General features: G+C 61.8%; 20 protein-coding genes. 14 read left to right on the top strand and 6 right to left on the bottom strand.

Annotated features, from left to right (window positions below):
- Window positions 1-106: 106 nt before the first annotated feature.
- From ACF8Q6_RS02040 to phhA, 5 genes are all read right to left on the bottom strand, one after another.
- On the bottom strand, window positions 107-1,309 hold the full coding sequence (locus ACF8Q6_RS02040; protein ID WP_392491283.1) for an MFS transporter: 1,203 nt from the start codon (window positions 1,307-1,309) through the stop codon (window positions 107-109).
- Window positions 1,310-1,399: 90 nt separating this feature from the next.
- Entirely contained in the window at window positions 1,400-5,599 is a 4,200-nt protein-coding gene (locus ACF8Q6_RS02035; protein WP_392491282.1) for a deaminase domain-containing protein, read from the bottom strand.
- Between the two features lie 157 nt (window positions 5,600-5,756).
- Window positions 5,757-5,885, bottom strand: coding sequence for a hypothetical protein (locus tag ACF8Q6_RS02030; RefSeq protein ID WP_003254533.1), 129 nt, complete (start codon window positions 5,883-5,885; stop codon window positions 5,757-5,759).
- 189 nt (window positions 5,886-6,074) lie between these two features.
- Window positions 6,075-6,431 carry a 4a-hydroxytetrahydrobiopterin dehydratase gene (locus tag ACF8Q6_RS02025; protein WP_003254532.1) on the bottom strand — a complete coding sequence of 119 codons (357 nt, stop codon included), beginning with the start codon at window positions 6,429-6,431 and terminating at the stop codon, window positions 6,075-6,077.
- Between the two features lie 39 nt (window positions 6,432-6,470).
- Window positions 6,471-7,259, bottom strand: coding sequence for a phenylalanine 4-monooxygenase (phhA, locus tag ACF8Q6_RS02020; protein ID WP_392491281.1), 789 nt, complete (start codon window positions 7,257-7,259; stop codon window positions 6,471-6,473).
- Between the two features lie 257 nt (window positions 7,260-7,516).
- On the opposite strand from phhA, the gene ACF8Q6_RS02015 reads away from it, so the two are divergent.
- Window positions 7,517-9,076, top strand: a complete 1,560-nt coding sequence (locus ACF8Q6_RS02015; protein WP_392491280.1) for a sigma-54-dependent transcriptional regulator — start codon at window positions 7,517-7,519, stop codon at window positions 9,074-9,076.
- 153 nt (window positions 9,077-9,229) lie between these two features.
- Here the strand turns inward: ACF8Q6_RS02015 and ACF8Q6_RS02010 are convergent, their stop codons facing one another.
- The gene (locus tag ACF8Q6_RS02010) at window positions 9,230-9,484 is read right to left on the bottom strand and encodes a DUF2790 domain-containing protein (protein ID WP_003254526.1); all 255 of its coding nucleotides are present in this window, start codon (window positions 9,482-9,484) and stop codon (window positions 9,230-9,232) included.
- 397 nt (window positions 9,485-9,881) lie between these two features.
- On the opposite strand from ACF8Q6_RS02010, the gene acs reads away from it, so the two are divergent.
- From acs to astE, 13 genes are all read left to right on the top strand, one after another.
- Window positions 9,882-11,843 (top strand): acetate--CoA ligase, encoded by a 1,962-nt coding sequence (acs, locus tag ACF8Q6_RS02005; protein ID WP_003254525.1) that lies wholly within the window; start codon window positions 9,882-9,884, stop codon window positions 11,841-11,843.
- Between the two features lie 536 nt (window positions 11,844-12,379).
- Complete coding sequence (locus tag ACF8Q6_RS02000) at window positions 12,380-13,165, top strand: ABC transporter substrate-binding protein (RefSeq protein ID WP_012051577.1); 786 nt, start codon at window positions 12,380-12,382, stop codon at window positions 13,163-13,165.
- Window positions 13,166-13,253: 88 nt separating this feature from the next.
- A complete protein-coding gene (locus ACF8Q6_RS01995) occupies window positions 13,254-13,943 on the top strand; it encodes an ABC transporter permease (protein WP_003254523.1) in 690 nt (229 codons plus the stop codon).
- Window positions 13,940-14,638, top strand: coding sequence for an ABC transporter permease (locus tag ACF8Q6_RS01990; protein WP_003254520.1), 699 nt, complete (start codon window positions 13,940-13,942; stop codon window positions 14,636-14,638). Before ACF8Q6_RS01995 ends, ACF8Q6_RS01990 begins: the two co-directional genes overlap by 4 nt.
- 22 nt (window positions 14,639-14,660) lie before the next feature.
- Window positions 14,661-15,425, top strand: coding sequence for an ABC transporter ATP-binding protein (locus ACF8Q6_RS01985; RefSeq protein WP_233691502.1), 765 nt, complete (start codon window positions 14,661-14,663; stop codon window positions 15,423-15,425).
- Between the two features lie 98 nt (window positions 15,426-15,523).
- On the top strand, window positions 15,524-16,504 hold the full coding sequence (gene argR / locus ACF8Q6_RS01980) for a transcriptional regulator ArgR (protein WP_004576734.1): 981 nt from the start codon (window positions 15,524-15,526) through the stop codon (window positions 16,502-16,504).
- Between the two features lie 336 nt (window positions 16,505-16,840).
- Window positions 16,841-18,061 carry an acetylornithine transaminase gene (locus tag ACF8Q6_RS01975; protein ID WP_392491639.1) on the top strand — a complete coding sequence of 407 codons (1,221 nt, stop codon included), beginning with the start codon at window positions 16,841-16,843 and terminating at the stop codon, window positions 18,059-18,061.
- A 147-nt stretch (window positions 18,062-18,208) separates the two neighbouring features.
- A complete protein-coding gene (gene aruF / locus ACF8Q6_RS01970) occupies window positions 18,209-19,228 on the top strand; it encodes an arginine/ornithine succinyltransferase subunit alpha (RefSeq protein ID WP_012051578.1) in 1,020 nt (339 codons plus the stop codon).
- 78 nt (window positions 19,229-19,306) lie between these two features.
- A complete protein-coding gene (astA, locus tag ACF8Q6_RS01965) occupies window positions 19,307-20,335 on the top strand; it encodes an arginine N-succinyltransferase (protein ID WP_003254513.1) in 1,029 nt (342 codons plus the stop codon).
- Entirely contained in the window at window positions 20,336-21,799 is a 1,464-nt protein-coding gene (gene astD / locus ACF8Q6_RS01960; protein ID WP_004577069.1) for a succinylglutamate-semialdehyde dehydrogenase, read from the top strand.
- A 23-nt stretch (window positions 21,800-21,822) separates the two neighbouring features.
- A complete protein-coding gene (gene astB, locus ACF8Q6_RS01955; protein ID WP_004577068.1) occupies window positions 21,823-23,172 on the top strand; it encodes an N-succinylarginine dihydrolase in 1,350 nt (449 codons plus the stop codon).
- A gap of 14 nt (window positions 23,173-23,186) precedes the next feature.
- Window positions 23,187-23,477 carry a topoisomerase II gene (locus ACF8Q6_RS01950; protein WP_003254508.1) on the top strand — a complete coding sequence of 97 codons (291 nt, stop codon included), beginning with the start codon at window positions 23,187-23,189 and terminating at the stop codon, window positions 23,475-23,477.
- Window positions 23,478-23,487: 10 nt separating this feature from the next.
- On the top strand, window positions 23,488-24,495 hold the full coding sequence (astE, locus tag ACF8Q6_RS01945) for a succinylglutamate desuccinylase (protein WP_392491637.1): 1,008 nt from the start codon (window positions 23,488-23,490) through the stop codon (window positions 24,493-24,495).
- Window positions 24,496-24,585 lie beyond the last annotated feature (90 nt).

Here is a 24,585-nt window from a genome sequence, read left to right as displayed (position 1 = left end):
CAGCCCTTCGCGGGTGAACCCGCTCCTACGGGGGGATCGTGCACGCCAGGCTGGCGCGTCAACCCTGCAGGGGCGGGGTGGGCCGCGAAGAGGCCGGCACCGGCTTTCAGGCTGCTGTTGTACGGTCCCTGTCCCGGCGCCCCTGGCGGTACAAATAGAGGCTCAATACCAACCCACACGCTGCCGCAGCCGCCGCGAACAGAAACATCGAAGCGAAGCCGAACCCCGCCGCCACCGCACCGACCAATGGCCCGGTCACCCCCAGTGACAAGTCGATGAACAGCGAATACGCCCCCACCGCTGCCCCGCGGTTAGCTGCCGACACCTGGTTCACCGCCTCCACGCCCAATGCCGGAAACACCAGCGAGAAACCAAACCCGCTCAATGCAGCCCCCGCCAAGGCCAGTTCGGCGTTGGGTGCCAGCCACAGCATCAACAGCCCGAGCGTTTCCACCGACAGGCAGGCGATCGCCACCCTGAAGCCACCGATGCGATTGATCAGGTTGCCAAAGAGCAGCCGTGCGCTGATGAAACTGGCGCCGAACAGGCTCAGGGTCAGCGCCGCATTGGCCCAGCCACGGCTTGCGTAGTAAAGGGTGATGAAGGTGGCGATGGTGCCAAAGCCGATCGAGCCCAGGGCAAGCCCCGAGCCATGGGGGAATACCTTGCCCAGCACCCGCAGGAACGGCAGGCGTACACCGCTGACGATGGGGGCGGCTTGCTTGGGCCAGGCCAGTAGCAAACCAAGTATGCACAGCAGGATGATGCTCACACCCATGCTCCACAGCCCGAGGCCTTTAACCATCAGCACGCCCAGTGGGGCGCCGATGGCCAGCGCACCATAGCTGGCGATGCCGTTCCAGGAGATGACCTTGGCCGTGTTTGCGGCACCCACTCGGCCAATGCCCCAGCCGATCGCACCCGAGCCTACCAGGCTTTCGGCGCTGCCCAGCACCAGGCGACCGACCAGCAGGCAAGCCAGGCTCAGCCAGGGCAGGTGAGTGAGGAAGGCGCAGGCCAGCATGAATACCCCGCTGAGCCCGCAGCCAGCCAGTCCATACATGACCGCCTTCTTGCTGCCGTGGTTGTCGATGATGCGGCTGGCGCCAGGGCGGCTGAGCAGCGTCGCGAGGTACTGCACGCTGATCACCAGGCCGGCGACCACGGCACTGAAACCCAGATCGTTGTGCACATAGCCGGGCAACACGGCCAAGGGGATGCCGATGTTCAGGTAGCCGATGAAGGTGAACAGGACGATGGAGACGACTTGCCCAGTGACGGCAAGGGACGTGGGACTGCGTGGTGGCATTGGGGATCCGTTGCTGTGGTAAGGATGGCGGTGTGCGCCGCCATCTTAACCACAGCAAGGGTGTTTGCGGGCGAAGCTGTCAGGCTGTAGTCAGTTGGTGTAATCGAGCATCCAGGTTACACTGAACTCGGCTTTCGGGTAATCCAGCCGCAAGCGCGGCAGGACGAAGCCGCCACAGGAGCGACAGGCGTCGAGCATTGTGAAGACATCGATACGCTCGACCTCGGTGTGGCGGTGAAGCAGTCTGCGGTTCAGCGCACTGGCGATGTGTCGTTCGGCATCCAGATGTCGCTTATGGACGCGCGTCCACAGGAAATCTGCGCGCCGCAGGGTTGGCAGCTCGGTAAACCGCGGGTCTGGCGGGAAAAACTGGTTAACCTGACGTGCATCGACGTAGTCCACTGCCGGTGTGAGGCGGGGCGTCGGGATGATATGCAATGCGCGTCGGCCAGGGCTGCCTGACAGGGCGAAGAACACCACGCGGCTATGGTCCTTCAGCGTGACGCTGGCAAAGGCCAGGTTGACTGGGTAGAGGTGCTGACGCAAGGCGGCCATTGCGTTGTCGTCGAGCGACTGCGCCCCTGCTGCCGGTGTGTAGGGGGTAGTGGCGCCGCGCGCAGGTAGCAGATCGTCCAATACGCCAAGGATGTGTTGGCGGTCTGCGGCGCTGGTGCCGTGGAATTGCCTCCAGATCGGGATTATCTCCCGGTTCAATGCTGTGATGCCGCGACTGGCGGGGCCCGCCAAAGCGTCCTGGGCTGTGCTCTGCGTGAGGATGTTGCGCGCGTATTCCGGGAGCAGGCGCGACTCCATGGCTTCGATGAACTGCAGGAATCGCGAGGGGTGGCGGAGCTGCCATGTTCGCCCTTGTTCGATCCAGTCGCGCAGCAATCTGACCACGTTATCGACATCGCGCTGCAGGTTGGGGCGCTCGGCGACGATGCGGTAGGTTTCGCTGATTTCCAGGTACCGCTCGATGGCCTCGTGGTCGGTGATTCTCTCGAACTTGCGACGCAGCCCTCTGGGCGGATGTGGCAGCGAAGCTGGCAGTGCCGGGGCATCCAGCAGCCTTGTCTGCCACGCCCAGGGCTGATGGGGGGCGCCATAAAAAATCCCCAGATCGGCCTCGACGATCAACCACTGCTCACCGCGCCAGTCGATCAATGCGCCGCGCAGGATACGGCGGTCGGGGATGGTCCGCGCCAGCCCGCCCAGGCGCACGGGAGGGCAGTGGTCGGTAATTTGCCTGACTTGCTCGATCGGCATGTCCGCAGGCAAGCCAAAGCGTAGTTCAGGCGATGGATCGACCACGATGCGCCTGTGGTACACGGGAGGCGAGATGACGCCAAGGCGTAACTGGGTTTCTTCGACGGGCAAGGGCTTCAATCGCTTGGGGTGATTAGGGGCGTGTACGACGACCTTGCCCTCGCGCACCATGACCTGCGCCCAGATGTCGAAGCGTGTGTGCTGGGGGCGGTAACGAATCGGTACCGGCTCGATCCGCACGGTTTGGAAGGCGTGACTGACGTGTTGTCCGAATACGGGTGTGCCGGCGTCATTGGGCAAGGGCGAGAAGCTCAAGGCCATTCGCGCTTCGCCGCCGGTGTAAGGCGGCGGCACCTCGGTGGGTGGCTGGCCGAGTAGCGGCTCATGGGCAACCCGACGTACGAGCCCCGAGGTGTTCGGTGTTTGAAGGCGATAGGCGGCGCCATGAATGATTGCATCGACCGTGGCATTGTCGCGGGGGATCAGTGTGGCTGTTTCGGGTAGCTCGCGTGGCACCGGACCATGGCTGCCAGGTATCTGGTCAAGTAGCAGGGCATCGGGCGTCTGGCCCGGCAGTACCCTTCGCTGCGTCATGAGTTCCCGGGATTCGGGGGCGACCGTCGTCAGTTCGGGCGCGCTGCGCCAGCGCTTGGGCGGGGTAAGGCGCTCGCTGAAGTCGGGCGTGACGGGGATGCTGCTCCAGCGTCGGGCGGCGCGCGCGGCGTTCAGGCGTGCGGTGTTGGCGCTTTGGCCCAGCACGCCGGGAAGCTTGGCCAATGGTTTGAAGGCCCGTCCACCAAGCGTGACTGCCGCGCCTTTCAGCGCGGCGATGTCCAGGACACAAGCCAGTGCATCGTTGCCATCCTCTGGGTTCAGGCAACTCAAGCCCGGTATCAGGTTGGAAAACAACCGTTGCAAGTAGCGCCCAGTGCTCACGGACTGGCGCCTGGTCAGAAATTGTTCATGCGGGGTAGCGCCTTTGCCCAGTGCATGCAAAGCATCCCGATTGCCCAGGGCGATATCGCTGGCGTAATGCCTGGCCAGTGAATCGAGGCGATCTTGCGTGGGGGCGATGAGCACTTGTCGCAAGGCGGGAAAGTCGGCAGCGATCCACGGCAGTCGTGATTGGTTGTATTCGCTGTAGAGCAGCGTCAATTGCTCGGCCAGGCGCGTCGGCGCTGTGTGGGTAACGAAGTGGGCTTGCCAGTGCAGCCGTTCGGGGAACAGCTCGTAAAGCCAATCGCCCTCTGTGTCCGGGGCATGTACGACGAAACCCTGGGTGGCCGTCTGCATGTGCCAGTCCGCTCTGGGGCTGGAGCCGTACTCAGGTCGGTTATCGGGGCCCACGTAGATCGGCCAGGTAACGGCATAGGCGGTCCAGGGGCCATCACGCAGGCGGTCCTTGATATCTTCCGGCAGGTGGCTCAAGCAGCGGTGCAGGATAGCTTGATAGACGTTGATGGCACGCTGTTCCCAAGCGCCGAAGGCCACTTCATACCAGGCGGTCACGTCCGGCAAGCGGGGATTGCCTCGGTAGCCTGCGCCATGGTCAAGGTACATCAGCAGGTGCACCTGGCCATCCGCATTGCGCGACTCTGGCGCTATCCGGCTCTGGAGCAACTGACGACGCGCCTCCTCGAAGCGGTCCGGGAGATCGTTGAGGCTTTCAACGTCCCTGACCGCCAGGTAGCGATGCAATGCCAATTGCCATTGCTGGTGCGACCAGGGCGGGGGGAGTTCGAATGATCCGCGCAAGGGGGCCCACACCGCCAGCGTCTGGCGCAGTGCTTCTTCGGGAACAGGGTCATCCTCGTGCAGGGCCTGGCGCATGACCTGTTCTGCGTTGTCGAAGGTCATCGGTTGCTGGCGGGCGCTGAGTATCAGGGCGCCCTGGCGGATGCTGGCCCAGCGCAGGTCGGGCTCGAAGCTGAAATCGGCCGGGTAGCCACTGAGCAGTAGTTCGGGTGCGAAGCGGCGCATCAGCAGTTCACCGGCCAGTTGCGCAATCGCCGGAGTGCAGGCGAGGCGGATTTGCACGCTGTTGATCAGGTCAAGGCAGATTTCCTCCACAGGGAGCGTGGCATTGTCCGGGCTGAACAGATCGAATGCCATGATCAGCCCCGGCTGGCGGTCATCGGGTGGGTACAACACGTCGATCAAGGTTTGTTCAGCCAAGGCCAAGTGATCGGAGCTGGCGTCCCATTCTGCCGAGGCGGCCAGTTCGCCGGCCCATCGGGTGAACAGGGACGAATGCAGCAAGGCGTCGAGCGCTTGAGCAGCTGGCACATTCAATGCCGGGCCAGGGAGAAACGCCTTTCCATGCTGATCTGGTGTTACACCCGACGCTCGTTCGCGGGCAGTGGGCGGGCGGTAACGCCTGCCTTGTGCATAGACTGTCGCACCGAGGGCGTTGAACAGGTGGACGGCAAGGTGAACACCGGCTGGAGGCTTCAGCAGGTGGCTGGCCAGTGTGGGGAGGTCCAGGTAGTTGTCCAGCACCAGTGGACGGGATGGCGATCGTGGGCGCTGGGGGGTAGTTGGCAAACTGGGGTACAGCAGCAAGGCGGCCGCTACGAAGCAGTCACGCTGGGTCAGGCATACCCGGCGAGCCCAGAGTGCCTGGGCAAGGCTGCAACTGGCGTAGGGCCATGGATACGGCAGGCCTTCGTTCAACCCGGCGATCAGTGAGGCATCGGTTGCCGTGATCACGATATGGGCCAGTTTTGCCTGCAAGGTCGCCACCAGGTTCGCCTCCACTTGACTGCCGACGGGGCGTCGCAGGATACGGTTGAAGTGCTCATGCGCCGGTTCACGGGCGAAAGCTTCGGTCAGCTGCTGGCGCAGGTCATGATCGCTCAGGTCGACGGGGAAAAGGTCTGTGAAGCCCAGTGCCTGGTTGAAATGTTCGTGCAGCGATGTGGCCAGGTCCATTGGACCGGACAGGTCGCTGTGCAGGCGCACGCTTTCGGCGTCCAGGGTGTCTATCCGGGCGAGTAGGTCGGCGGCGTCAGTGATGGATGACATGGCTCTGCCTCTTTGCGGTAGGAGGCACGAGTCTGTGTAGGGCAGGGGCGGGGCAGGTGGTAGTGGGTTGTTACAACGTTGATTTTAGACGGTGTGAAAACGTGATGACGGGGGTAGCCCGCAGGTCAGCCGTTTTCACACAGTCGGGGATGCGCAGTTATTCCTGGTCAGCGCTGGATTGATCGTCACCATCCTGCTCGGCGGCAGCTGCCGGTTCGGCGTGAACGGTCACGGATGGCTCTTCTGGGTTCAGGCTTGGGAAGGGAAGATTCGGGATTTCATGCATCTCGTCGTTCCTCGCAAGTGTGAGTGAAAAGTCTGCGCCAGGCGCGTTTGTAGCTTCAAAAAGCTGGGGCAGGATACACAAGTCTGGATGACAGTTTGGTTTTTTTCCCGGTCGTTTGTCGGTTTTGCGGGCGAACAGCGCACATATGCCCCATGAAAAAAGGGGCCTCTGGCCCCTTCTTTCTGGTGATTACTTCCGGCCTTCAGCCGTTTCCGCCACCTTGTCAGTGCGTGCGCACATGATGAAGTCGTTGCGGTGCAGGCCTTTGATCGAGTGGCTCCACCAGGTCACGGTGACCTTGCCCCATTCGGTCAGCAGCCCTGGGTGGTGGCCTTCGGCCTCGGCGATTTCGCCCACGGCATTGGTGAACGCCAGGGCGTGCTTGAAGTTCTTGAACAGGAACACGCGCTCCAGCTCCATGTGGCCGTCACGTACTTCAATGTTCCAGTCCGGGATTTCGCGGATCAGCTCGGCCAGCTCTTCGTCGGTGACCTTCGGTGCATCGGCGCGGCAGGCTTCGCAATGGGCTTGGTTCAAGGCATTCATGAGGTGTTTTCCGGTTCGAGTTGTTATCGGCAAGGTCGCTCAGGCAGCGACCTTGGGTGGAAATTTCGGTGCGTGCAGACCCAGCTGCATGGCTTTGTGGACCATGCCCATGATGTCCTCGTGGGCCAGGTCGAACAGGCGCTTCATGTTCGGCAGCACGAAATACACCGGTTGCAGAATGTCGATGCGGTAGGGCGTACGCATGGCCTCGATCGGTTCGAAGGCTTGGTGCTCAGGCTCGTCAGACAGACTGTAGACGGTCTCTTTCGGCGACGAGAGGATGCCGCCACCATAGATTTTGCGGCCTTGCGCGGTTTCCATCAGGCCAAACTCGATGGTCATCCAGTACAAGCGCGCCAGGTACACACGTTGTTCCTTGGTCGCGGCGAGGCCGAGCTTGCCGTAGGTGTGGGTGAACTCGGCGAACCAGGGATTGGTCAGCAGCGGGCAGTGGCCGAAGATCTCGTGGAAAATATCCGGCTCTTGCAGGTAGTCCAGCTCTTCCGGGGTGCGGATGAAAGTGGCGACCGGAAAGCGCTTGCTGGCCAGCAATTCGAAGAAGGTCTGGAAGGGGATCAGCGCCGGTACCCGGGCAACCTGCCAGCCGGTAGTCGCACCCAGCACCTTGTTGATCTCGCCCAATTGCGGAATGCGGTCATGCGGCAATTTCAGCTGGTCGATGCCGTCCAGGTATTCCTGGCACGCACGGCCTTCGATCACTTTCAGCTGGCGGGTGATCAGGGTGTTCCACACCGCATGCTCTTGCTGCGGGTAATCGATAAAACCATGCGCATCGGGCTCGCGTGCCACGTATTGCGTCTGTTTCATGAGGCTCTCCTGGTGAGGGCTTTTCTTGTTATGTGCAGGACATGCCTAAAGGAATATCCCTTCGCCAGCGGTTTTGCACGGGGGTGGGGCTCGGCCGCGAAGGGTGCTGATGTGGGTTTTCGTAACGATAATTTTACAAAACTCGGCAAGTGTCGGAAAATTCGAGGCATCTGGTTGATCGAAACCCGGTTTTTGTCAGCTTATCTTTACGACTTTTCCGCGCGGTGTTGAAAAACATCAGCGCTTTGAGAGCCCTCATGCGTATCAAAGTCCATTGCCAGAACCGCATTGGCATCCTGCGCGACATCCTCAACCTGCTGGTTGAGTACGGCATCAACGTGCTGCGCGGTGAGGTGGGCGGTGACCATGGCAACGCCATCTACCTGCACTGCCCCAACCTGATCAATCTGCAATTTCAGGCCCTGCGGCCGAAGTTCGAGGCGATTGCCGGGGTGTTCGGCGTAAAGCGTGTGGGCCTGATGCCCAGCGAACGCCGGCACATGGAGCTGAATGCGTTGCTGGGGGCGCTGGACTTCCCGGTGTTGTCGATCGACATGGGCGGCAGCATCGTTGCCGCCAACCGGGCAGCCGCGCAGCTGCTTGGCGTGCGGGTTGACGAGGTGCCGGGCATGCCGCTGGCGCGCTACGTAGAAGACTTCGATCTACCGGAGCTGGTGCGGGCCAACAAGTCGCGCATCAACGGCTTGCGCATCAAAGTCAAAGGCGATGTGTTCCTGGCCGATATCGCACCGCTGCAGTCCGAGCATGATGACAGCGAGGCGCTGGCCGGCGCGGTGCTTACCCTGCACCGCGCCGACCGAATCGGCGAGCGTATCTACAATGTGCGCAAGCAAGAGCTGCGTGGCTTCGACAGTATCTTCCAGAGCTCGCGGGTGATGGCTGCCGTGGTGCGTGAAGCGCGGCGTATGGCGCCGCTGGATGCACCGTTGCTGATCGAGGGCGAAACCGGTACCGGCAAGGAGTTGCTGGCGCGCGCCTGCCACCTGGCCAGCCCGCGTGGACAGTCGCCGCTGATGGCGCTCAACTGCGCCGGGTTGCCCGAGTCGATGGCCGAGACCGAGCTGTTCGGTTACGGCCCTGGGGCATTCGAAGGGGCACGGGCCGAAGGCAAGCTGGGGCTGCTGGAGTTGACTGCAGGCGGCACGCTGTTCCTTGACGGGGTAGGGGAGATGAGCCCGCGCCTGCAGGTAAAGCTGCTGCGCTTTCTGCAGGACGGCTGCTTCCGTCGGGTGGGTAGCGATGAAGAGGTCTACCTGGATGTGCGGGTGATTTGTGCAACCCAGGTGGATTTGTCCGAGTTGTGTGCCCGTGGCGAGTTTCGCCAGGACCTGTATCACCGGCTCAATGTACTGTCGCTGCACATTCCGCCTTTGCGCGAATGCATGGATGGTCTGGAGGGGTTGGTGCAGCATTTTCTCGATCAGGCCAGCCGACAGATTGGCTGCGCCATGCCGCGCCTGGCACCGGCGGCAATGGACAAACTTGGGCAGTACCACTGGCCAGGTAATGTAAGGCAGTTGGAAAACGTTTTGTTCCAGGCGGTTTCGTTATGTGACGGCGGCGTGGTTAAAAGCGAGCATATCCGCTTGCCGGATTATGGCGTGCGGCAACCGTTAGGCGAGTTTTCGCTGGAAGGGGATCTTTCGCAAATAGTAGGGCGCTTTGAAAAGGCGGTGCTGGAAAGTTTGATGGGGGAGTTTTCGAGTAGTCGGTCCTTGGGGAAAAGATTGGGTGTTTCGCACACGACAATTGCCAACAAGTTGAGGGATTACTCGCTTAACAAGTCGGCGGATTAGTTGTTGGTCAAAGAACCTGGGACTGCGTTGCAGTCCTTTCGCGACACAAGGCCGCTCCCACAGGTAATACGCTGTGCTCTGGCTGAGCGCATTACCTGTGGGAGCGGCCTTGTGTCGCGAAAGGGGCCCGCAGGGCCCCCAATTCACAAGGTATCAGCCGTTAGAGCAGCCGTTCCCCATCACGCGGTATTCGAGAATGTGCTTCTGGCCCTGGGAGTCCTCGTAGGTCATGCGGGCGGGCACGACTTCGCACACATTGGGCACTTCGCTCATGGAAATGACGCGAGCAATGTCCAGGTGCTGCGAGTAACTGTACTGTTCAACCGGAATCTGCTCGGCATCTTTGGCTTCGCCGGCCATTGCCGCGCCGCAAAGACTGCCAAGTACCAATACCAGTAAAGCTTTCATTTTCTATTTACCTGTCTAAGGTCGTGAGGGGGCACGCGGCGCTTATGGCGCCGCGAGTACAGCGAGTGTTAACTATCGGGATTAGAGGGGGATTAACGTTTGCCTTCGTGGGGGCTGTTTCCAGTTGTTAATCGCCTTGCCGTTGCTGGCGAGGTGAATTTTATGGCGGTGGCCAATGCTGAAACAGTGGGTGTTTTGATAAAGTGTTTTGACAGAATCTGTAACAATCCTGTGGCAACCCCCTCGTTTTTTCGTCGGCAAGGCTGTAATGCCCGCGCCAGAGCGTTTTGCCGGAGCGGGTGTACCAAATTACTACCAACGTCGAATGGCTTTTGTCGCTCTGGTACAGTTACAAACGGTTCCATACAAAAACAACTATTACACCGAGGTAACACAGATGAGTGCGGCTCCACTGTATCCCGTTCGTCCCGAGGTTGCGGCCACTACCCTGACCGACGAGGCCACCTACAAGGCCATGTACCAGCAATCGGTGATCAACCCGGACGGCTTCTGGCGCGAGCAGGCCCAGCGTATCGACTGGATCAAGCCGTTCACCAAGGTCAAGCAGACCTCCTTCGACGACCACCATGTCGATATCAAATGGTTCGCCGACGGCACTCTGAACGTTTCCTCCAACTGCCTGGACCGCCACCTTGAAGAGCGCGGTGACCAGTTGGCCATCATCTGGGAAGGTGACGACCCTTCCGAGCACCGCAACATCACTTACCGCGAGTTGCACGAGCAGGTCTGCAAGTTCGCCAACGCCCTGCGTGGCCAGGATGTGCACCGCGGTGACGTGGTCACCATCTATATGCCGATGATCCCCGAAGCGGTGGTCGCCATGCTGGCCTGTGCACGCATTGGTGCGATTCACTCGGTGGTGTTCGGCGGCTTCTCGCCCGAGGCGCTGGCTGGCCGTATCATCGACTGCAAGTCCAAGGTGGTGATCACGGCCGACGAAGGCGTGCGTGGTGGCCGCCGCACACCGCTCAAGGCCAACGTCGACCTGGCGCTGACCAACCCTGAAACCAGCAGCGTGCAGAAAATCATCGTGTGCAAGCGCACCGGTGGCGACATTGCCTGGCACCAGCACCGCGACATCTGGTACGAAGACCTGATGAAAGTCGCCTCCAGCCACTGCGCACCCAAGGAAATGGGCGCTGAAGAGGCGCTGTTCATCCTTTATACCTCCGGCTCCACCGGCAAGCCGAAGGGCGTGCTGCACACCACGGGCGGTTACCTGGTTTACGCCGCGCTGACCCATGAACGCGTGTTCGATTACCGCCCGGGCGAGGTGTACTGGTGCACCGCCGACGTCGGTTGGGTCACAGGCCACAGCTACATCGTCTACGGCCCGCTGGCCAACGGCGCTACCACCTTGCTGTTCGAGGGCGTGCCGAACTACCCGGACATTACCCGCGTATCGAAGATCGTCGACAAGCACAAGGTCAACATCCTCTACACCGCGCCAACTGCCATTCGCGCCATGATGGCTGAAGGGCAGGCAGCTGTTGAGGGCGCCGACGGTTCCAGCCTGCGTCTGCTGGGGTCGGTGGGTGAGCCGATCAACCCTGAGGCCTGGAACTGGTACTACAAGACCGTCGGCAAGGAGCGTTGCCCGATCGTCGACACCTGGTGGCAGACCGAGACCGGCGGCATCCTGATCAGTCCGCTGCCTGGCGCCACCGGCCTCAAGCCGGGTTCGGCAACCCGTCCGTTCTTCGGTGTGGTGCCTGCCCTGGTCGATAACCTGGGCAACCTGATCGACGGTGCTGCCGAAGGCAACCTGGTAATCCTCGACTCCTGGCCGGGTCAGTCGCGTTCGCTGTACGGCGACCATGACCGCTTCGTCGACACCTACTTCAAGACCTTCCGTGGCATGTACTTCACCGGCGACGGTGCGCGCCGGGACGAGGACGGCTACTACTGGATCACCGGCCGTGTGGATGACGTGCTCAACGTGTCCGGCCACCGCATGGGTACTGCCGAGATCGAAAGCGCCATGGTTGCGCATTCGAAGGTTGCCGAGGCCGCAGTGGTTGGCGTGCCGCATGACATCAAAGGGCAGGGTATTTATGTGTATGTCACCCTCAATGCCGGCATCGAGGCCAGCGAGCAATTGCGCCTGGAGCTGAAGAACTGGGTACGCAAGGAGATTGGCCCGATTGCTTCGCCGGATGTGATCCAGTGGGCGCCGGGGCTGCCGAAGACCCGCTCGGGCAAGATCATGCGCCGCATCCTGCGCAAGATTGCCACCGGTGAATACGACGCCCTGGGCGATATCTCGACCTTGGCCGACCCAGGTGTGGTGCAGCACCTGATCGATACCCACAAGGCGATGAACCTGGCTTCGGCCTAATTCCCTCCCCGGCAATACCCCCTGTAGGAGCGGGCTTGCCCGCGAATGCGTCAGTTCAGGCTAAGCTGTCTCCTGACCTCATGCATTCGCGGGCAAGCCCGCTCTTGCATTGTCACCCGACAATCATCGGTAACTGATCTGTCACCGGTCTCGCACACGTTCGGGGCGTCAGGAAACAATTCCGGCCCGTTTCGGTGCATCGGAGTCAGCATTTTATGCATCAGGGCACGCTGCACTTGCCGTCGTACAAGGCTTTGCCAATAATAGGCCCAGGAATTGCTAGGTCTATAGGTTCTATTTCTTGCGCCATTGCATATTCTGCACTGGCTGTCAACATCGCCCGCGGCGGTTTCAAGCGCTTCTATAAGTAGTTGTCGCTTTGAAGAAATATCGACTACCGGGCTGTCGTTAAAATGCCACTCACTCGCTCGTGGTATGCGGCCTTGGTCGAACCCTGCGCGGCTCGCGTTGTACTCATTCGCATATCGGGCAGCCGTTACCTGCCTTGTATTGCCCCGTACCGATGGAGTTACCTGATGAAGAAGCTCGCACTGCTTGGCGCCCTGGCGCTGTCTGTGTTTTCCCTGGTGTCGCAGGCTGATGAAAAACCGCTGAAAATCGGCATCGAAGCGGCCTACCCACCCTTCGCCTTCAAGCAACCTGACGGCAGCATCGCCGGCTTTGACTACGATATCGGCAACGCGCTGTGCGAAGAGATGAAAACCAAGTGTACCTGGGTCGAGCAGGAGTTCGACGGCCTGATCCCGGCGCTGAAAGTGCGCAAGATCGATGCCATCCTGTCGTCCATGTCGATCACCGATGACCGCAAGAAGTCGGTCGACTTCACCAAGCGCTACTACCTGACTCCGGCGCGCCTGGTCATGAAGGACGGCACCACCGTCAGCGACAGCCTGGACGAACTGAAAGGCAAGAAGATCGGCGTGCAGCGCGGCTCCATTCACGACCGCTTCGCCAAGGAAGTGCTGGGCGCCAAGGGTGCCACCGTGGTGCCTTACGGCACCCAGAACGAAATCTACCTGGACGTCGCAGCTGGCCGCCTCGACGGCACCGTGGCGGATGCCACCCTGCTGGAAGACGGCTTCCTCAAGACTGACGCCGGCAAGGGCTTCGCGTTCGTAGGCCCGGCCTTCACCGACGCCAAGTACTTCGGTGACGGTATCGGTATTGCCGTACGCAAGGGTGACAAGGCCAATGTCGACCGCATCAACGCGGCGATCGATGCCATCCGTGCCAACGGCAAGTACAAAGAAATCGAAAGCAAGTACTTCAATTTCGACATCTACGGGCCAGACTCGAAGTAAGACGTCGGGTTTCACCTGTGCAATGGTGCAAACAGCAGAGGCTCTGAGGTTTGCACCATTTTTCATTCTCTAGGTCGAGGACCTCATCATGTTGAAAGGCTACGGGGCAGTCATCCTCGACGGGGCGTGGCTGACGCTACAGCTCGCCCTGTCGTCGATGGCCCTGGCCATCGTGCTCGGCCTGATCGGTGTGGCGCTGCGTTTGTCACCAGTGCGCTGGCTGGCCTGGCTGGGCGATCTGTATTCCACGGTGATCCGTGGTATTCCGGACCTGGTCCTGATCCTGCTGATCTTCTACGGCGGGCAAGACATCATCAACCGGGTGGCGCCGCTGCTCGGCTACGAAGACTATATCGATCTGAATCCGCTGATTGCGGGTATCGGTACCCTGGGCTTCATCTTTGGCGCCTACCTCTCGGAAACCTTCCGCGGGGCCTTCCTGGGCATTCCCAAAGGCCAGGCCGAGGCGGGCGTGGCCTATGGCATGAGCCCCCGCCAGGTGTTCTTCCGCATCCAGGTGCCGCAAATGATTCGCCTGGCCATTCCGGGCTTCACCAACAACTGGCTGGTGCTGACCAAGGCCACTGCGCTGATTTCGGTCGTCGGCCTGCAGGACATGATGTTCAAGGCCAAGCAGGCGGCTGACGCCACCCGCGAACCCTTCACCTTCTTCCTGGCAGTGGCGGCGCTGTACCTGGTGCTGACCAGTGTTTCGCTGCTGGCCCTGAAGTATCTGGAGCGCCGCTACTCGGTGGGCGTCAAGGTGGCTGAACTATGATCTTCGACTACAACGTCGTCTGGGAAGCGCTGCCGATGTACTTCGGCGGTTTGCTGACCACCCTGAAACTGCTGGCGATTTCGCTTTTCTTCGGCCTGTTGGCAGCCATTCCGCTGGGCCTGATGCGGGTATCCAGGCAGCCGGTGGTCAACCTTGCTGCATGGCTGTACACCTACGTCATCCGTGGCACGCCGATGCTGGTGCAGCTGTTCCTGATCTACTACGGCCTGGCCCAGTTCGAGGCGGTGCGCGAGAGTATCTTCTGGCCGCTGCTGTCCAGCGCTACCTTCTGCGCCTGCCTGGCGTTCGGCATCAATACCAGTGCCTACACCGCCGAAATCATTGCTGGCAGCCTCAAGGCGACGCCGCATGGCGAGATCGAAGCTGCCAAGGCCATGGGGATGTCGCGCATGAAAATGTACCGCCGCATCCTGCTGCCTTCTGCACTGCGTCGGGCACTGCCGCAGTACAGCAATGAAGTGATCATGATGCTGCAGACCACCAGCCTGGCGTCGATCGTCACCCTGATCGACATCACCGGTGCTGCGCGCACGGTCAATGCCCAGTACTACCTGCCTTTCGAGGCCTATATCACGGCGGGCGTGTTCTACCTGTGCCTGACCTTCATCCTGGTGCGCCTGTTCAAGATGGCCGAACGCCGCTGGCTCGGCTACCTGGCGCCGCGCAAGCACTGACCGCTTTGTGAGAATCGACAGCATGTACAAACTCGAAGTCCAAGACCTGCACAAGCGCTACGGCAGCCACGAAGTGCTCAAGGGCGTGTCGCTGGCGGCCAAGGCCGGCGACGTCATCAGCATCATCGGCTCCAGCGGTTCGGGCAAGTCGACCTTCCTGCGCTGCATCAACCTGCTGGAGCAGCCGCACGCCGGCAAGATCCTGCTCAACAACGAAGAGCTGAAGCTGGTGGCCGGCAAGGATGGTGCGTTGAAGGCCGCCGACCCGCGTCAATTGCAGCGTATGCGCTCACGCCTGTCGATGGTGTTCCAGCACTTCAACCTGTGGTCGCACATGACTGCGCTTGAGAACATCATCGAAGCGCCGGTGCACGTGCTGGGAGTGAACCGCAAGGAAGCCCTGGAAAAGGCCGAGCATTACCTGGCCAAGGTGGGGGTTGCCCACCGCAAGGATGCCTTCCCCGGGCATATGTCGGGGGGGGAGCAGCAGCGTGTGGCAATTGCCCGGGCGTTGGCCATGGAGCCGGAGGTCATGCTGTTCGATGAGCCGACCTCGGCGCTCGACCCTGAGCTGGTGGGTGATGTGCTGAAGGTGATGCAGGCGCTGGCCCAGGAAGGTCGGACCATGGTGGTGGTGACCCACGAAATGGGCTTTGCCCGCGAGGTGTCCAACCAGTTGGTGTTCCTGCACAAAGGCCTGGTAGAAGAAACCGGCTGCCCACGTGAAGTGCTGGCCAACCCGCAGTCGGAGCGCCTGCAGCAGTTCCTCTCCGGCAGCCTGAAGTAAAAGCTGCATTTTTGCACCAGAATAGGGCATGCTGCGCGGCGAGCGCAGCCTGACCCGGCGCACAGACTCGAACGACCTCAGGTTTCGGACCGTACCCTATGACCACCCAGCGAATCGGTTTTCTCATCTGGCCCAGCACCAGGCCTTTGACCCTGGCGTTGGCCGAGGAAGTGTTGCTGGTGGCGCAGCGGGTGCATCCGGATGTGGTCTACGAGTTGGTCTTCCTGCAGGCCGAGCCTGCGCAGGAAGGTGCCTGGCGGCTGCCGGGCGAGCCGTGGACCGGCCGCCTGGAGGGTTGCCACAAGCTCTTTCTGCTGGCCGACGAGCCGCCTGCGGCAATGGGGGCTGCCTTTTCAGCGGCGCTCAAGCAACTGGCGCGCAGTGGTTGCCTGATCGGTGGCCTGTCGGCCGGGGTCTATCCGCTGGCCATGCTGGGCCTGCTCGATGGTTACCGGGCAGCCGTGCACTGGCGCTGGCAGGATGACTTTGCCGAACGCTTCCCCAAGGTGATTGCCACCAGCCATCTGTTCGACTGGGATCGCGACCGACTGACCGCCTGCGGCGGTATGGCCGTGACCGACCTGCTGCTGGCGGTGCTGGCGCGCGATCACGGGGCGGAGCTGGCCGGGGCGGTGTCGGAAGAGCTGGTGGTAGAGCGCATCCGCGAGGGTGGCGAGCGCCAGCGTATTCCGCTGCAGAACCGCCTGGGCTCGAGTCACCCCAAGCTGACTCAGGCCGTTTTGCTGATGGAAGCCAACATTGAAGAGCCGCTGACCACCGACGAAATCGCCCAGCATGTGTGCGTGTCACGTCGGCAGTTGGAGCGTATCTTCAAGCAGTACCTGAACCGTGTACCCAGCCAGTACTACCTGGAGTTGCGGTTGAACAAGGCGCGGCAGATGCTGATGCAGACCAGCAAGTCGATCATCCAGATCGGGCTGTCCTGTGGCTTCTCCTCGGGGCCGCATTTTTCCAGTGCCTACCGTAACTTCTTTGGTGCAACGCCGCGGGAAGACCGGAACCAGCGTCGCAGCAGCAGCCCGTTCGAACTGAGCTCGGCGCCGGCTGAAAAGGGCTGAGATTTCGGTTGTGTTCGGGGTGTGTGCCTTTGGGGGGGTGTTGGGGCGCAAATCGATCGCCGCCCACGCGGCGCTCGATCTCCCCGTCAACACATCAACATCGCCGTACATCCTGCCCCCTCAGAATCCTGTGTGAACACCCGTTCACCCAGCTCCCTCTCTCCCGTACACTGCGCGATTGCGACAGTGTTTGTCGCATTGCCGAAAGCCTTGTCAAAACTGGGTTTTGCGCTGTAACAAGTTGTCGCTTGGCCGCAAGGACAGGCGCGGATCAGTCCTTACAATCCCCCCATCGCTCGCCACTTCCAGGCCAGCGTTCCTCTTCAGGAGACTCAGATGTCCGTTGAGCAAGCCCCGGTGCAACGTGCCGATTTCGACCAGGTGATGGTCCCCAACTATTCTCCGGCGGCCTTCATTCCTGTGCGAGGCGAGGGTTCCCGCGTCTGGGACCAGTCGGGTCGCGAGTTGATCGACTTTGCCGGCGGCATCGCGGTCAATGCCCTGGGCCACTGCCACCCGGCACTGGTCAAGGCCCTGACTGAACAGGCCAACACCCTCTGGCACGTCTCCAACGTGTTCACCAACGAGCCGGCCCTGCGCCTGGCCCACAAGCTGGTGGACGCCACCTTTGCCGACCGCGCGTTCTTCTGCAACTCCGGTGCCGAAGCCAACGAGGCCGCTTTCAAGCTGGCCCGTCGTGTGGCGCATGACCGCTTCGGTCCGCAAAAGCACGAAATCATCGCCACCGTGAACAGCTTCCACGGTCGCACCCTGTTTACCGTCAGCGTGGGTGGTCAGCCGAAGTACTCCGATGGCTTTGGCCCGAAGATCACCGGTATCAGCCATGTGCCGTACAACGACCTGGAAGCGTTGAAGGCACAGATTTCCGACAAGACCTGCGCCGTGGTGATCGAGCCGATCCAGGGCGAGAGTGGCGTGGTGCCGGCCGACAAGGCCTACCTGGAAGGCGCGCGCAAGCTGTGTGACGAGCACAATGCGCTGCTGATCTTCGACGAAGTGCAGACTGGCGTGGGCCGTACCGGCTCGCTGTATGCCTACCAGCACTACGGCGTGACCCCGGACATTCTGACCAGTGCCAAGAGCCTGGGCGGCGGCTTCCCGATTGGCGCCATGCTGACCACCACCGAGCTGGCCAAGCACCTGGCCGTTGGCACCCACGGCACCACCTATGGCGGCAACCCGCTGGGCTGCGCCGTTGCCTGCGCGGTGCTGGATGTGGTCAATACCCCGGAAACCCTTGCCGGTATCAAGGCTAAGCACGAGCGCTTCAAAAACCGCCTGGAACAGATCGGCCAGCAGTACAACCTGTTCAGCCAGGTGCGTGGCGTCGGCTTGCTGCTGGGCTGTGTCTTGACCGAGGCTTGGAAAGGCAAGGCCAAGGACGTGCTCAATGCTGCCGAGAAAGAAGGCGTGATGGTGCTGCAGGCCGGCCCGGATGTCGTCCGCTTCGCGCCAAGCCTGGTGGTTGAAGACGCTGACATCGACGAAGGCCTGGACCGCTTCGAACGCGCTGTGGCCACACTGACCAAAGGCTGATCCGCCAGCGGTCCTTTCGCCGGCCCCGGCGCAGCCTCAGCCCGAGGCTGAGCCGGGTCGGCGATACCTGATTCCAGTGCAGGTGCCTGGGTGCCTGCCGTTTTTCCGTGCCGACGTGAATGGCCCGTATTCCAAAGGAGTGACACCATGCTGGTGATGCGCCCCGCGCAAATGGCTGATCTGAACGACGTGCAGCGCATGGCTGCAGACAGCCCCATTGGTGTCACCTCGCTGCCGGACGACACTGCTCGTCTGGGCGACAAGATTGCCGCCTCTGAGACATCCTTCGCCGCCGAGGTCAGCTTCAACGGTGAAGAGAGTTACTTTTTCGTGCTCGAAGACAGTGAAACAGGCAAGTTGGCCGGCTGCTCGGCCATTGTCGCTTCGGCCGGCTACTCCGAGCCGTTCTACAGTTTTCGTAACGAAACATTCGTGCACGCCTCACGCGAGCTGAAGATACACAACAAGATCCATGTGCTGTCGCTGTGCCACGATCTGACCGGCAACAGCCTGCTGACCAGTTTCTATGTGGCGCCGGAGCTGGTGAACAGTGGCTGGGCCGAGCTCAACTCGCGCGGCCGACTGCTGTTCATGGCTGCGCACCCGGAGCGCTTTGCCGATTCGGTGGTGACCGAGATCGTCGGCTTCAGCGACGAGCAGGGTGAATCGCCGTTCTGGGATGCCATCGGCCGCAACTTCTTCGACCTCAACTATGCCGACGCCGAGCGCCTGTGCGGCCTGAAGAGCCGTACCTTTCTCGCCGAGCTGATGCCCCACTACCCGATCTACGTGCCGTTGTTGCCAGACCTGGCGCAGGAAGCCATGGGCCAGGTACATCCGCGGGCGCAGATTACCTTCGACATACTCATGCGCGAAGGCTTCGAGACCGAACACTACATCGACATCTTCGACGGCGGCCCGACCCTGCATGCGCGCACCTCTGGCATCCGCTCGATCGCCCAGAGCCGGGTGGTGCCGGTGAAGATCGAAGAGGCCCCGGCCAAAGGCGGTCGCCCGTACCTGGTGTGCAATGGCCTGTTGCAGGACTACCGCGCGGTGTTGCTGGACCTGGACTGGGTGCCTGGCAAGCCGGTCAGCCTGAGCGTGGCAGCAGCCGACGCGCTGGGCGTGGGCGAGGGCGCCAGCGTGCGCCTGGTCGCGGTTTGAGGTCTGGCAACAGACGTTTCGGGATTGATGCGTTAGCAGAGTTTCGCGCCGGCCGAGGCCGCCGCACAAGGAGATAGCATGATCGTTCGTCCTGTACGCAGCAGCGATTTGCCTGCGTTGATCGAATTGGCACGCAGCACCGGCACCACCGGGCTGACCACGCTGCCGGCCAACGAAGAGCGCCTGGGGCATCGCGTTGGTTGGGCGGAGAAAAGCTTTCGTGGCGAAGCCGAGCGTGGCGACACCGATTACCTGTTCGTGCTGGAAAACGACGAAGGTCTGGTGGTGGGTATCAGTGCCATCGCCGGCGCCGTCGGCCTGCGTGAGCCTTGGTACAACTACCGGGTCGGCCTGACTGTCAGCGCCTCGCAGGAGCTGAAGATCTACCGCGAAATCCCGACGCTGTTCCTGGCCAACGACCTGACCGGCAACTCCGAGCTGTGCTCGCTGTTCCTGCGTAGCGACTACCGCTCGGGCCTAAATGGCCGCCTGCTGTCGCGTGCGCGCATGCTGTTCATTGCCGAGTTCCCCGAGCTGTTCGGCAAGAAGATCATTGCCGAAATGCGCGGCATGTCTGACGAGCAGGGCCGTTCGCCGTTCTGGGAAAGCCTGGGCCGGCATTTTTTCAAGATGGAGTTCAGCCAGGCCGATTACCTCACTGGCGTGGGCAACAAGTCGTTCATCGCCGAACTGATGCCCAAGTTCCCGCTGTACACCTGCTTCCTGTCCGAAGCGGCGCGCAGTGTGATCGGCCGTGTGCACAAAGACACCGAGCCGGCGCTGGCCATGCTCAAGCAGGAAGGCTTCAACTACCAGGGCTACGTCGACATCTTCGATGCCGGCCCGGCCATCGAGTGTGACACTGCCAAGATCCGCGCCGTGCGCGAGAGCCAGACCCTGGTGCTGGCGGTAGGTACGCCAGGCGATGACGCGACCCCTTTCATCATCCACAACCGCAAGCGCGACGATTGCCGCATCACTGCTGCACCTGCACGGTTGGCCGCCGGCACCCTGGTGGTCGACCCGTTGACCGCCAAGCGCCTGCGCATGGGTGTCGGCGACAATGTCCGCGCGGTGCCGCTGTCGGCCAGCCGGGAGGCCCAGTAAATGACCACGCATTACATCGCAGGCAATTGGCAGGCCGGCCAGGGCGAAACCCTGCAGTCGCTCAACCCGGTGACCCAGGCCGTGATCTGGCAAGGGCAGGGCGCTGACGCCAGCCAGGTCGACGCTGCCGTGCAGGCCGCGCGGCAGGCCTTTCCGGCCTGGGCGCAATTGAGCCTGGAGGCACGTATCGATGTGCTGGAGAAGTTTGCCGCGCAGCTGAAAGTGCATGCCGAGGCCATGGCCCAGTGCATTGGCGAGGAAACCGGGAAGCCGCTGTGGGAATCTGCGACTGAAGTCACCAGCATGATCAACAAGGTGGCGATTTCAGTACAGAGCTACCGCGAGCGCACCGGCGAAAAGAGTGGTCCGCTGGCCGATGCCACGGCTGTTCTGCGGCACAAGCCTCACGGCGTCGTGGCGGTGTTCGGCCCTTACAATTTCCCCGGGCACCTGCCCAATGGCCATATCGTGCCGGCGCTGCTGGCAGGCAACTGCGTGGTGTTCAAGCCCAGCGAGCTCACCCCCAAGGTCGCTGAGCTTACCGTCAACTGCTGGATTGCTGCCGGCCTGCCGGCGGGTGTGCTGAACCTGGTGCAGGGCGCACGTGAAACCGGTGTGGCGCTGGCCGCCAACCCAGGTATCGATGGCCTGTTCTTCACCGGCTCCAGCCGCACCGGCAACCTGCTGCATCAACAGTTCGCAGGCCGCCCAGACAAGATTCTGGCCCTGGAAATGGGGGGTAACAACCCGCTGGTGGTGGACGAGGTCAAGGACCTCGATGCGGCGGTGTATACCATTGTCCAGTCGGCGTTCATTTCCGCCGGCCAGCGTTGCACCTGCGCGCGGCGCCTGCTGGTGCCGCAAGGCGCCTGGGGCGATGCGCTGATCGCGCGCCTGGTCGAAGTGTGCAAAACCATCACGGTGGGGGCGTTCGATGAACAGCCCGCGCCTTTCATGGGGTCGGTGATTTCGCTGCAGGCGGCTCGGGCGCTGCTTGCCGCCCAGGTTGAACTGGCCGCCAAAGGTGGCGTGAAACTGCTGGAAATGACTCAGCCGCAGGCCGATGCTGCACTGCTGACCCCGGGCATTGTCGATGTCACCGCCGTGGCTGACCGCCCGGACGAAGAGTTTTTCGGCCCGCTGTTGCAGGTGATCCGCTACGCCGACTTCGATGCTGCCATCGATGAAGCCAATAACACCCAGTATGGCCTGGCCGCCGGCTTATTGTCTGATTCGCGAGCCCGCTACCAGTACTTCTGGTTGCGCAGTCGCGCTGGCATCGTCAACTGGAACAAACAGCTGACGGGGGCTGCCAGCAGCGCGCCGTTCGGTGGTGTGGGTGCCAGTGGCAACCATCGCGCCAGCGCCTATTACGCGGCCGACTACTGCGCTTACCCCGTGGCTTCGCTGGAGACCGCCAGCCTTGCCTTGCCGGCGACCCTGACGCCGGGCGTCACCCTATAACAACAGGTCACGGAGCCTAGCCGATGAAATCCTATGAAGTGAATTTTGATGGCCTGGTGGGGCCTACCCACAACTATGGCGGCCTGTCTTACGGTAACGTGGCTTCGCAGAGCAACAGCCAGCAGGCGTCCAACCCGCGTGAGGCCGCGCGCCAGGGCCTTGCGAAGATGAAAGCGCTGGCCGACATGGGCTTCAAGCAGGGTGTTCTGGCGCCACAAGAGCGCCCGGACGTGGCGGCGCTGCGCCGCCTGGGGTTCAGTGGTAGCGATGCCGACGTTATCCAGCGCGCCGCCCGCGAGGCCATGCCGTTGCTGGTGGCCAGTTGCTCGGCCTCGAGCATGTGGGTGGCCAACGCCGCGACAGTCAGCCCGAGTGCCGACACTGCTGACGGTCGCGTGCACTTCACTGCCGCCAACCTCAACTGCAAATATCACCGCAGCATCGAACACCCGACCACCAGCCGCGTGCTGGGCGCCATGTTCAACAACGAGAAACACTTTGCCCACCACGCTGCGCTGCCTGCCGTGGCACAGTTCGGTGACGAGGGCGCGGCCAACCACACACGCTTCTGCCGCGCCTATGGCGAGGCTGGCGTGGAGTTTTTTGTCTACGGCCGCAGTGCCTTCGACAGCCGTTACCCCGCGCCACAGAAGTACCCGGCCCGACAAACCCTGGAGGCTTCGCAAGCTGTGGCCCGGCTGCACGGCCTGAGCGATGACGGTGTGGTCTACGCTCAACAGAACCCGGCGGTGATCGACCAGGGTGTGTTCCACAATGATGTGATTTCGGTCGGTAACGGCGAGGTGCTGTTCTACCATGAGGACGCGTTTCTCGAGACCGACGCGGTACTTGGGCAACTGCGAGCTAAACTGGCCAGCAAGGGTGGCAACTTCCAGGCCATCTGCGTGCCCAGGGCCGCGGTGGCGGTGGAGGACGCGGTGCGTTCCTACCTGTTCAACAGCCAGCTGCTCAGCCGCGACGATGGTTCCATGCTGCTGGTCGTGCCGGAAGAGTGCCGCAACAACGAGCGGGTCTGGGCCTATCTGGGCCAGCTGACCAGCCAGGGAGGCCCGGTGAAGGAGGTCAAGGTATTCGACCTCAAGCAAAGCATGCAAAACGGCGGCGGCCCGGCCTGCCTGCGTTTGCGCGTGGCTTTGAAAGAAGCGGAACTGGCAGCCGTCAACCAAGGCGTTATCATGACGGCCCCGCTGTATGACACGCTGCTGCAGTGGGTCGACAGGCACTACCGCGATCGCCTTGGCGAAGCAGACCTGGCTGACCCGCAACTGCTGGTGGAATGCCGTACGGCACTGGACGAATTGACCCAGATCCTGAAGTTGGGCTCGGTGTATCCGTTCCAACGCCAACCTTGAAGAGAGACTCTGTAATGACCGACGCCTTGCGCCTGATCCTCGAAGATGAAGACGGCACCCAGCTGGAAACTTCCTGCACCCGCTTTGCTGTGGTCTGGCAAGGCAAGGAAGTGTGGATTCAGCAGGATGGCCGTGGCCAGTTGCTGATCGGCGTGGATGTCGAGGAAGACGACACCGAGTATGCCAACTTGCTGCTGCGCCCGATGGCCACCAATCTGGTCAGCCTGCAGCTGGAAATGGAACCGGCAGAACTTGGCGAAGACGACGATCACGTTCATGGCCCTGACTGCGGTCACCACCACTAAGGAAGCACCTATGCTCGCCCTTGGCAAATTGCTTGAGCTGACCCTCACCGCTCACGAACCGGCTGAGAAGACCCAAGTGACACCCGGGGGCGCGCGTTTGCGATGGCTGGGGGAGGGCGCGCTCGAAGTGCGTCCGGCCGAAAGCGAAGATTGCGGGCTGGACTTGCTGTTGTCCGCCGGCATTCATGGCAACGAAACAGCGCCGATCGAATTGCTCGAACGGCTGCTGCACGGCGTGGCCAACGGCAAGATCAAACCCAGGGCACGGGTGCTGTTCCTGTTCGGCAACCCGGCGGCGATCCGCAAGGGCGAGCGCTTTATCGAACAGGACATCAACCGCTTGTTCAATGGTCGCCATGAGCTGTCCAGCGGGTTCGAAGCACTGCGTGCTGCCGAGCTGGAACAGTTCGCCCGGGTGTTCTTCAGCAGGCCGGGGCGCAACCGCCTGCATTACGACCTGCATACTGCCATCCGCGGTTCGAAGATCGAGCAATTCGCCTTGTACCCTTATAAAGAGGGGCGCAAGCACTCCCGTCGTGAGCTGGCGCGCCTGGCGGCGGCAGGTATGGAAGCGGTGCTGCTGCAAAGCAAGTCGTCCATCACCTTCAGTGCTTTCACCTACGAACAGCTTGAGGCTGAAGCTTTCACCCTGGAGTTGGGCAAGGCCCGTCCGTTCGGCCAGAACGAGCAGGTGAACCTCGACAAGCTCGAAGAGCGGCTGATCCGCATCATCGAGGCTACCGAGCCCGAAAACGAAAGTTCGCTGGATGGCCTGCAGCTGTTCAGTGTTTCCCGCGAAATCATCAAGCACAGCGACAGCTTCCACCTGCACCTGCCGGCGGACATCGAAAACTTCTCCGAGCTGAGCAAGGGTTACCTGCTGGCTGAGGACCTGGCCGAGATGCGCTGGGTGGTCGAGGAGGAGGGTGCGCGCATCATCTTCCCCAACCCCAAGGTCAAGAACGGCTTGCGCGCCGGCATTCTGATCGTGCCGGATTCGGGGCAGCGCCTGGGGTGAGAGTGGTGTCGCCTGTTTTGCGGGTAAACCCGCTCCTACGAGATATGTGCAAGGTTTCAATGTGGCGCCGTGCCCGTAGGAGCGGGTTTA

The organism is Pseudomonas sp. GLN_2, from assembly GCF_043106005.1.
In the GTDB taxonomy this organism is placed as follows: Bacteria; Pseudomonadota; Gammaproteobacteria; order Pseudomonadales; family Pseudomonadaceae; genus Aquipseudomonas; species Aquipseudomonas alloputida.
This window is presented reverse-complemented; position numbering and strand designations above follow the sequence as displayed.

Bases quoted from the DNA above. Each gene is read 5' to 3' on its own strand.
- ACF8Q6_RS02025 (WP_003254532.1), bottom strand. From the start codon at position 6,431: ATGAATGCCTTGAACCAAGCCCATTGCGAAGCCTGCCGCGCCGATGCA.
- ACF8Q6_RS02040 (WP_392491283.1), bottom strand. From the start codon at position 1,309: ATGCCACCACGCAGTCCCACGTCCCTTGCCGTCACTGGGCAAGTCGTC.
- ACF8Q6_RS01995 (WP_003254523.1), top strand. From the start codon at position 13,254: ATGTTGAAAGGCTACGGGGCAGTCATCCTCGACGGGGCGTGGCTGACG.
- astE (WP_392491637.1), top strand. From the start codon at position 23,488: ATGCTCGCCCTTGGCAAATTGCTTGAGCTGACCCTCACCGCTCACGAA.
- astD (WP_004577069.1), top strand. From the start codon at position 20,336: ATGACCACGCATTACATCGCAGGCAATTGGCAGGCCGGCCAGGGCGAA.
- ACF8Q6_RS01990 (WP_003254520.1), top strand. From the start codon at position 13,940: ATGATCTTCGACTACAACGTCGTCTGGGAAGCGCTGCCGATGTACTTC.
- ACF8Q6_RS01985 (WP_233691502.1), top strand. From the start codon at position 14,661: ATGTACAAACTCGAAGTCCAAGACCTGCACAAGCGCTACGGCAGCCAC.
- ACF8Q6_RS02030 (WP_003254533.1), bottom strand. From the start codon at position 5,885: ATGCATGAAATCCCGAATCTTCCCTTCCCAAGCCTGAACCCAGAAGAG.
- argR (WP_004576734.1), top strand. From the start codon at position 15,524: ATGACCACCCAGCGAATCGGTTTTCTCATCTGGCCCAGCACCAGGCCT.
- ACF8Q6_RS02000 (WP_012051577.1), top strand. From the start codon at position 12,380: ATGAAGAAGCTCGCACTGCTTGGCGCCCTGGCGCTGTCTGTGTTTTCC.
- aruF (WP_012051578.1), top strand. From the start codon at position 18,209: ATGCTGGTGATGCGCCCCGCGCAAATGGCTGATCTGAACGACGTGCAG.
- phhA (WP_392491281.1), bottom strand. From the start codon at position 7,259: ATGAAACAGACGCAATACGTGGCACGCGAGCCCGATGCGCATGGTTTT.
- astA (WP_003254513.1), top strand. From the start codon at position 19,307: ATGATCGTTCGTCCTGTACGCAGCAGCGATTTGCCTGCGTTGATCGAA.
- ACF8Q6_RS01950 (WP_003254508.1), top strand. From the start codon at position 23,187: ATGACCGACGCCTTGCGCCTGATCCTCGAAGATGAAGACGGCACCCAG.
- ACF8Q6_RS02010 (WP_003254526.1), bottom strand. From the start codon at position 9,484: ATGAAAGCTTTACTGGTATTGGTACTTGGCAGTCTTTGCGGCGCGGCA.
- ACF8Q6_RS02035 (WP_392491282.1), bottom strand. From the start codon at position 5,599: ATGTCATCCATCACTGACGCCGCCGACCTACTCGCCCGGATAGACACC.
- astB (WP_004577068.1), top strand. From the start codon at position 21,823: ATGAAATCCTATGAAGTGAATTTTGATGGCCTGGTGGGGCCTACCCAC.
- ACF8Q6_RS01975 (WP_392491639.1), top strand. From the start codon at position 16,841: ATGTCCGTTGAGCAAGCCCCGGTGCAACGTGCCGATTTCGACCAGGTG.
- acs (WP_003254525.1), top strand. From the start codon at position 9,882: ATGAGTGCGGCTCCACTGTATCCCGTTCGTCCCGAGGTTGCGGCCACT.
- ACF8Q6_RS02015 (WP_392491280.1), top strand. From the start codon at position 7,517: ATGCGTATCAAAGTCCATTGCCAGAACCGCATTGGCATCCTGCGCGAC.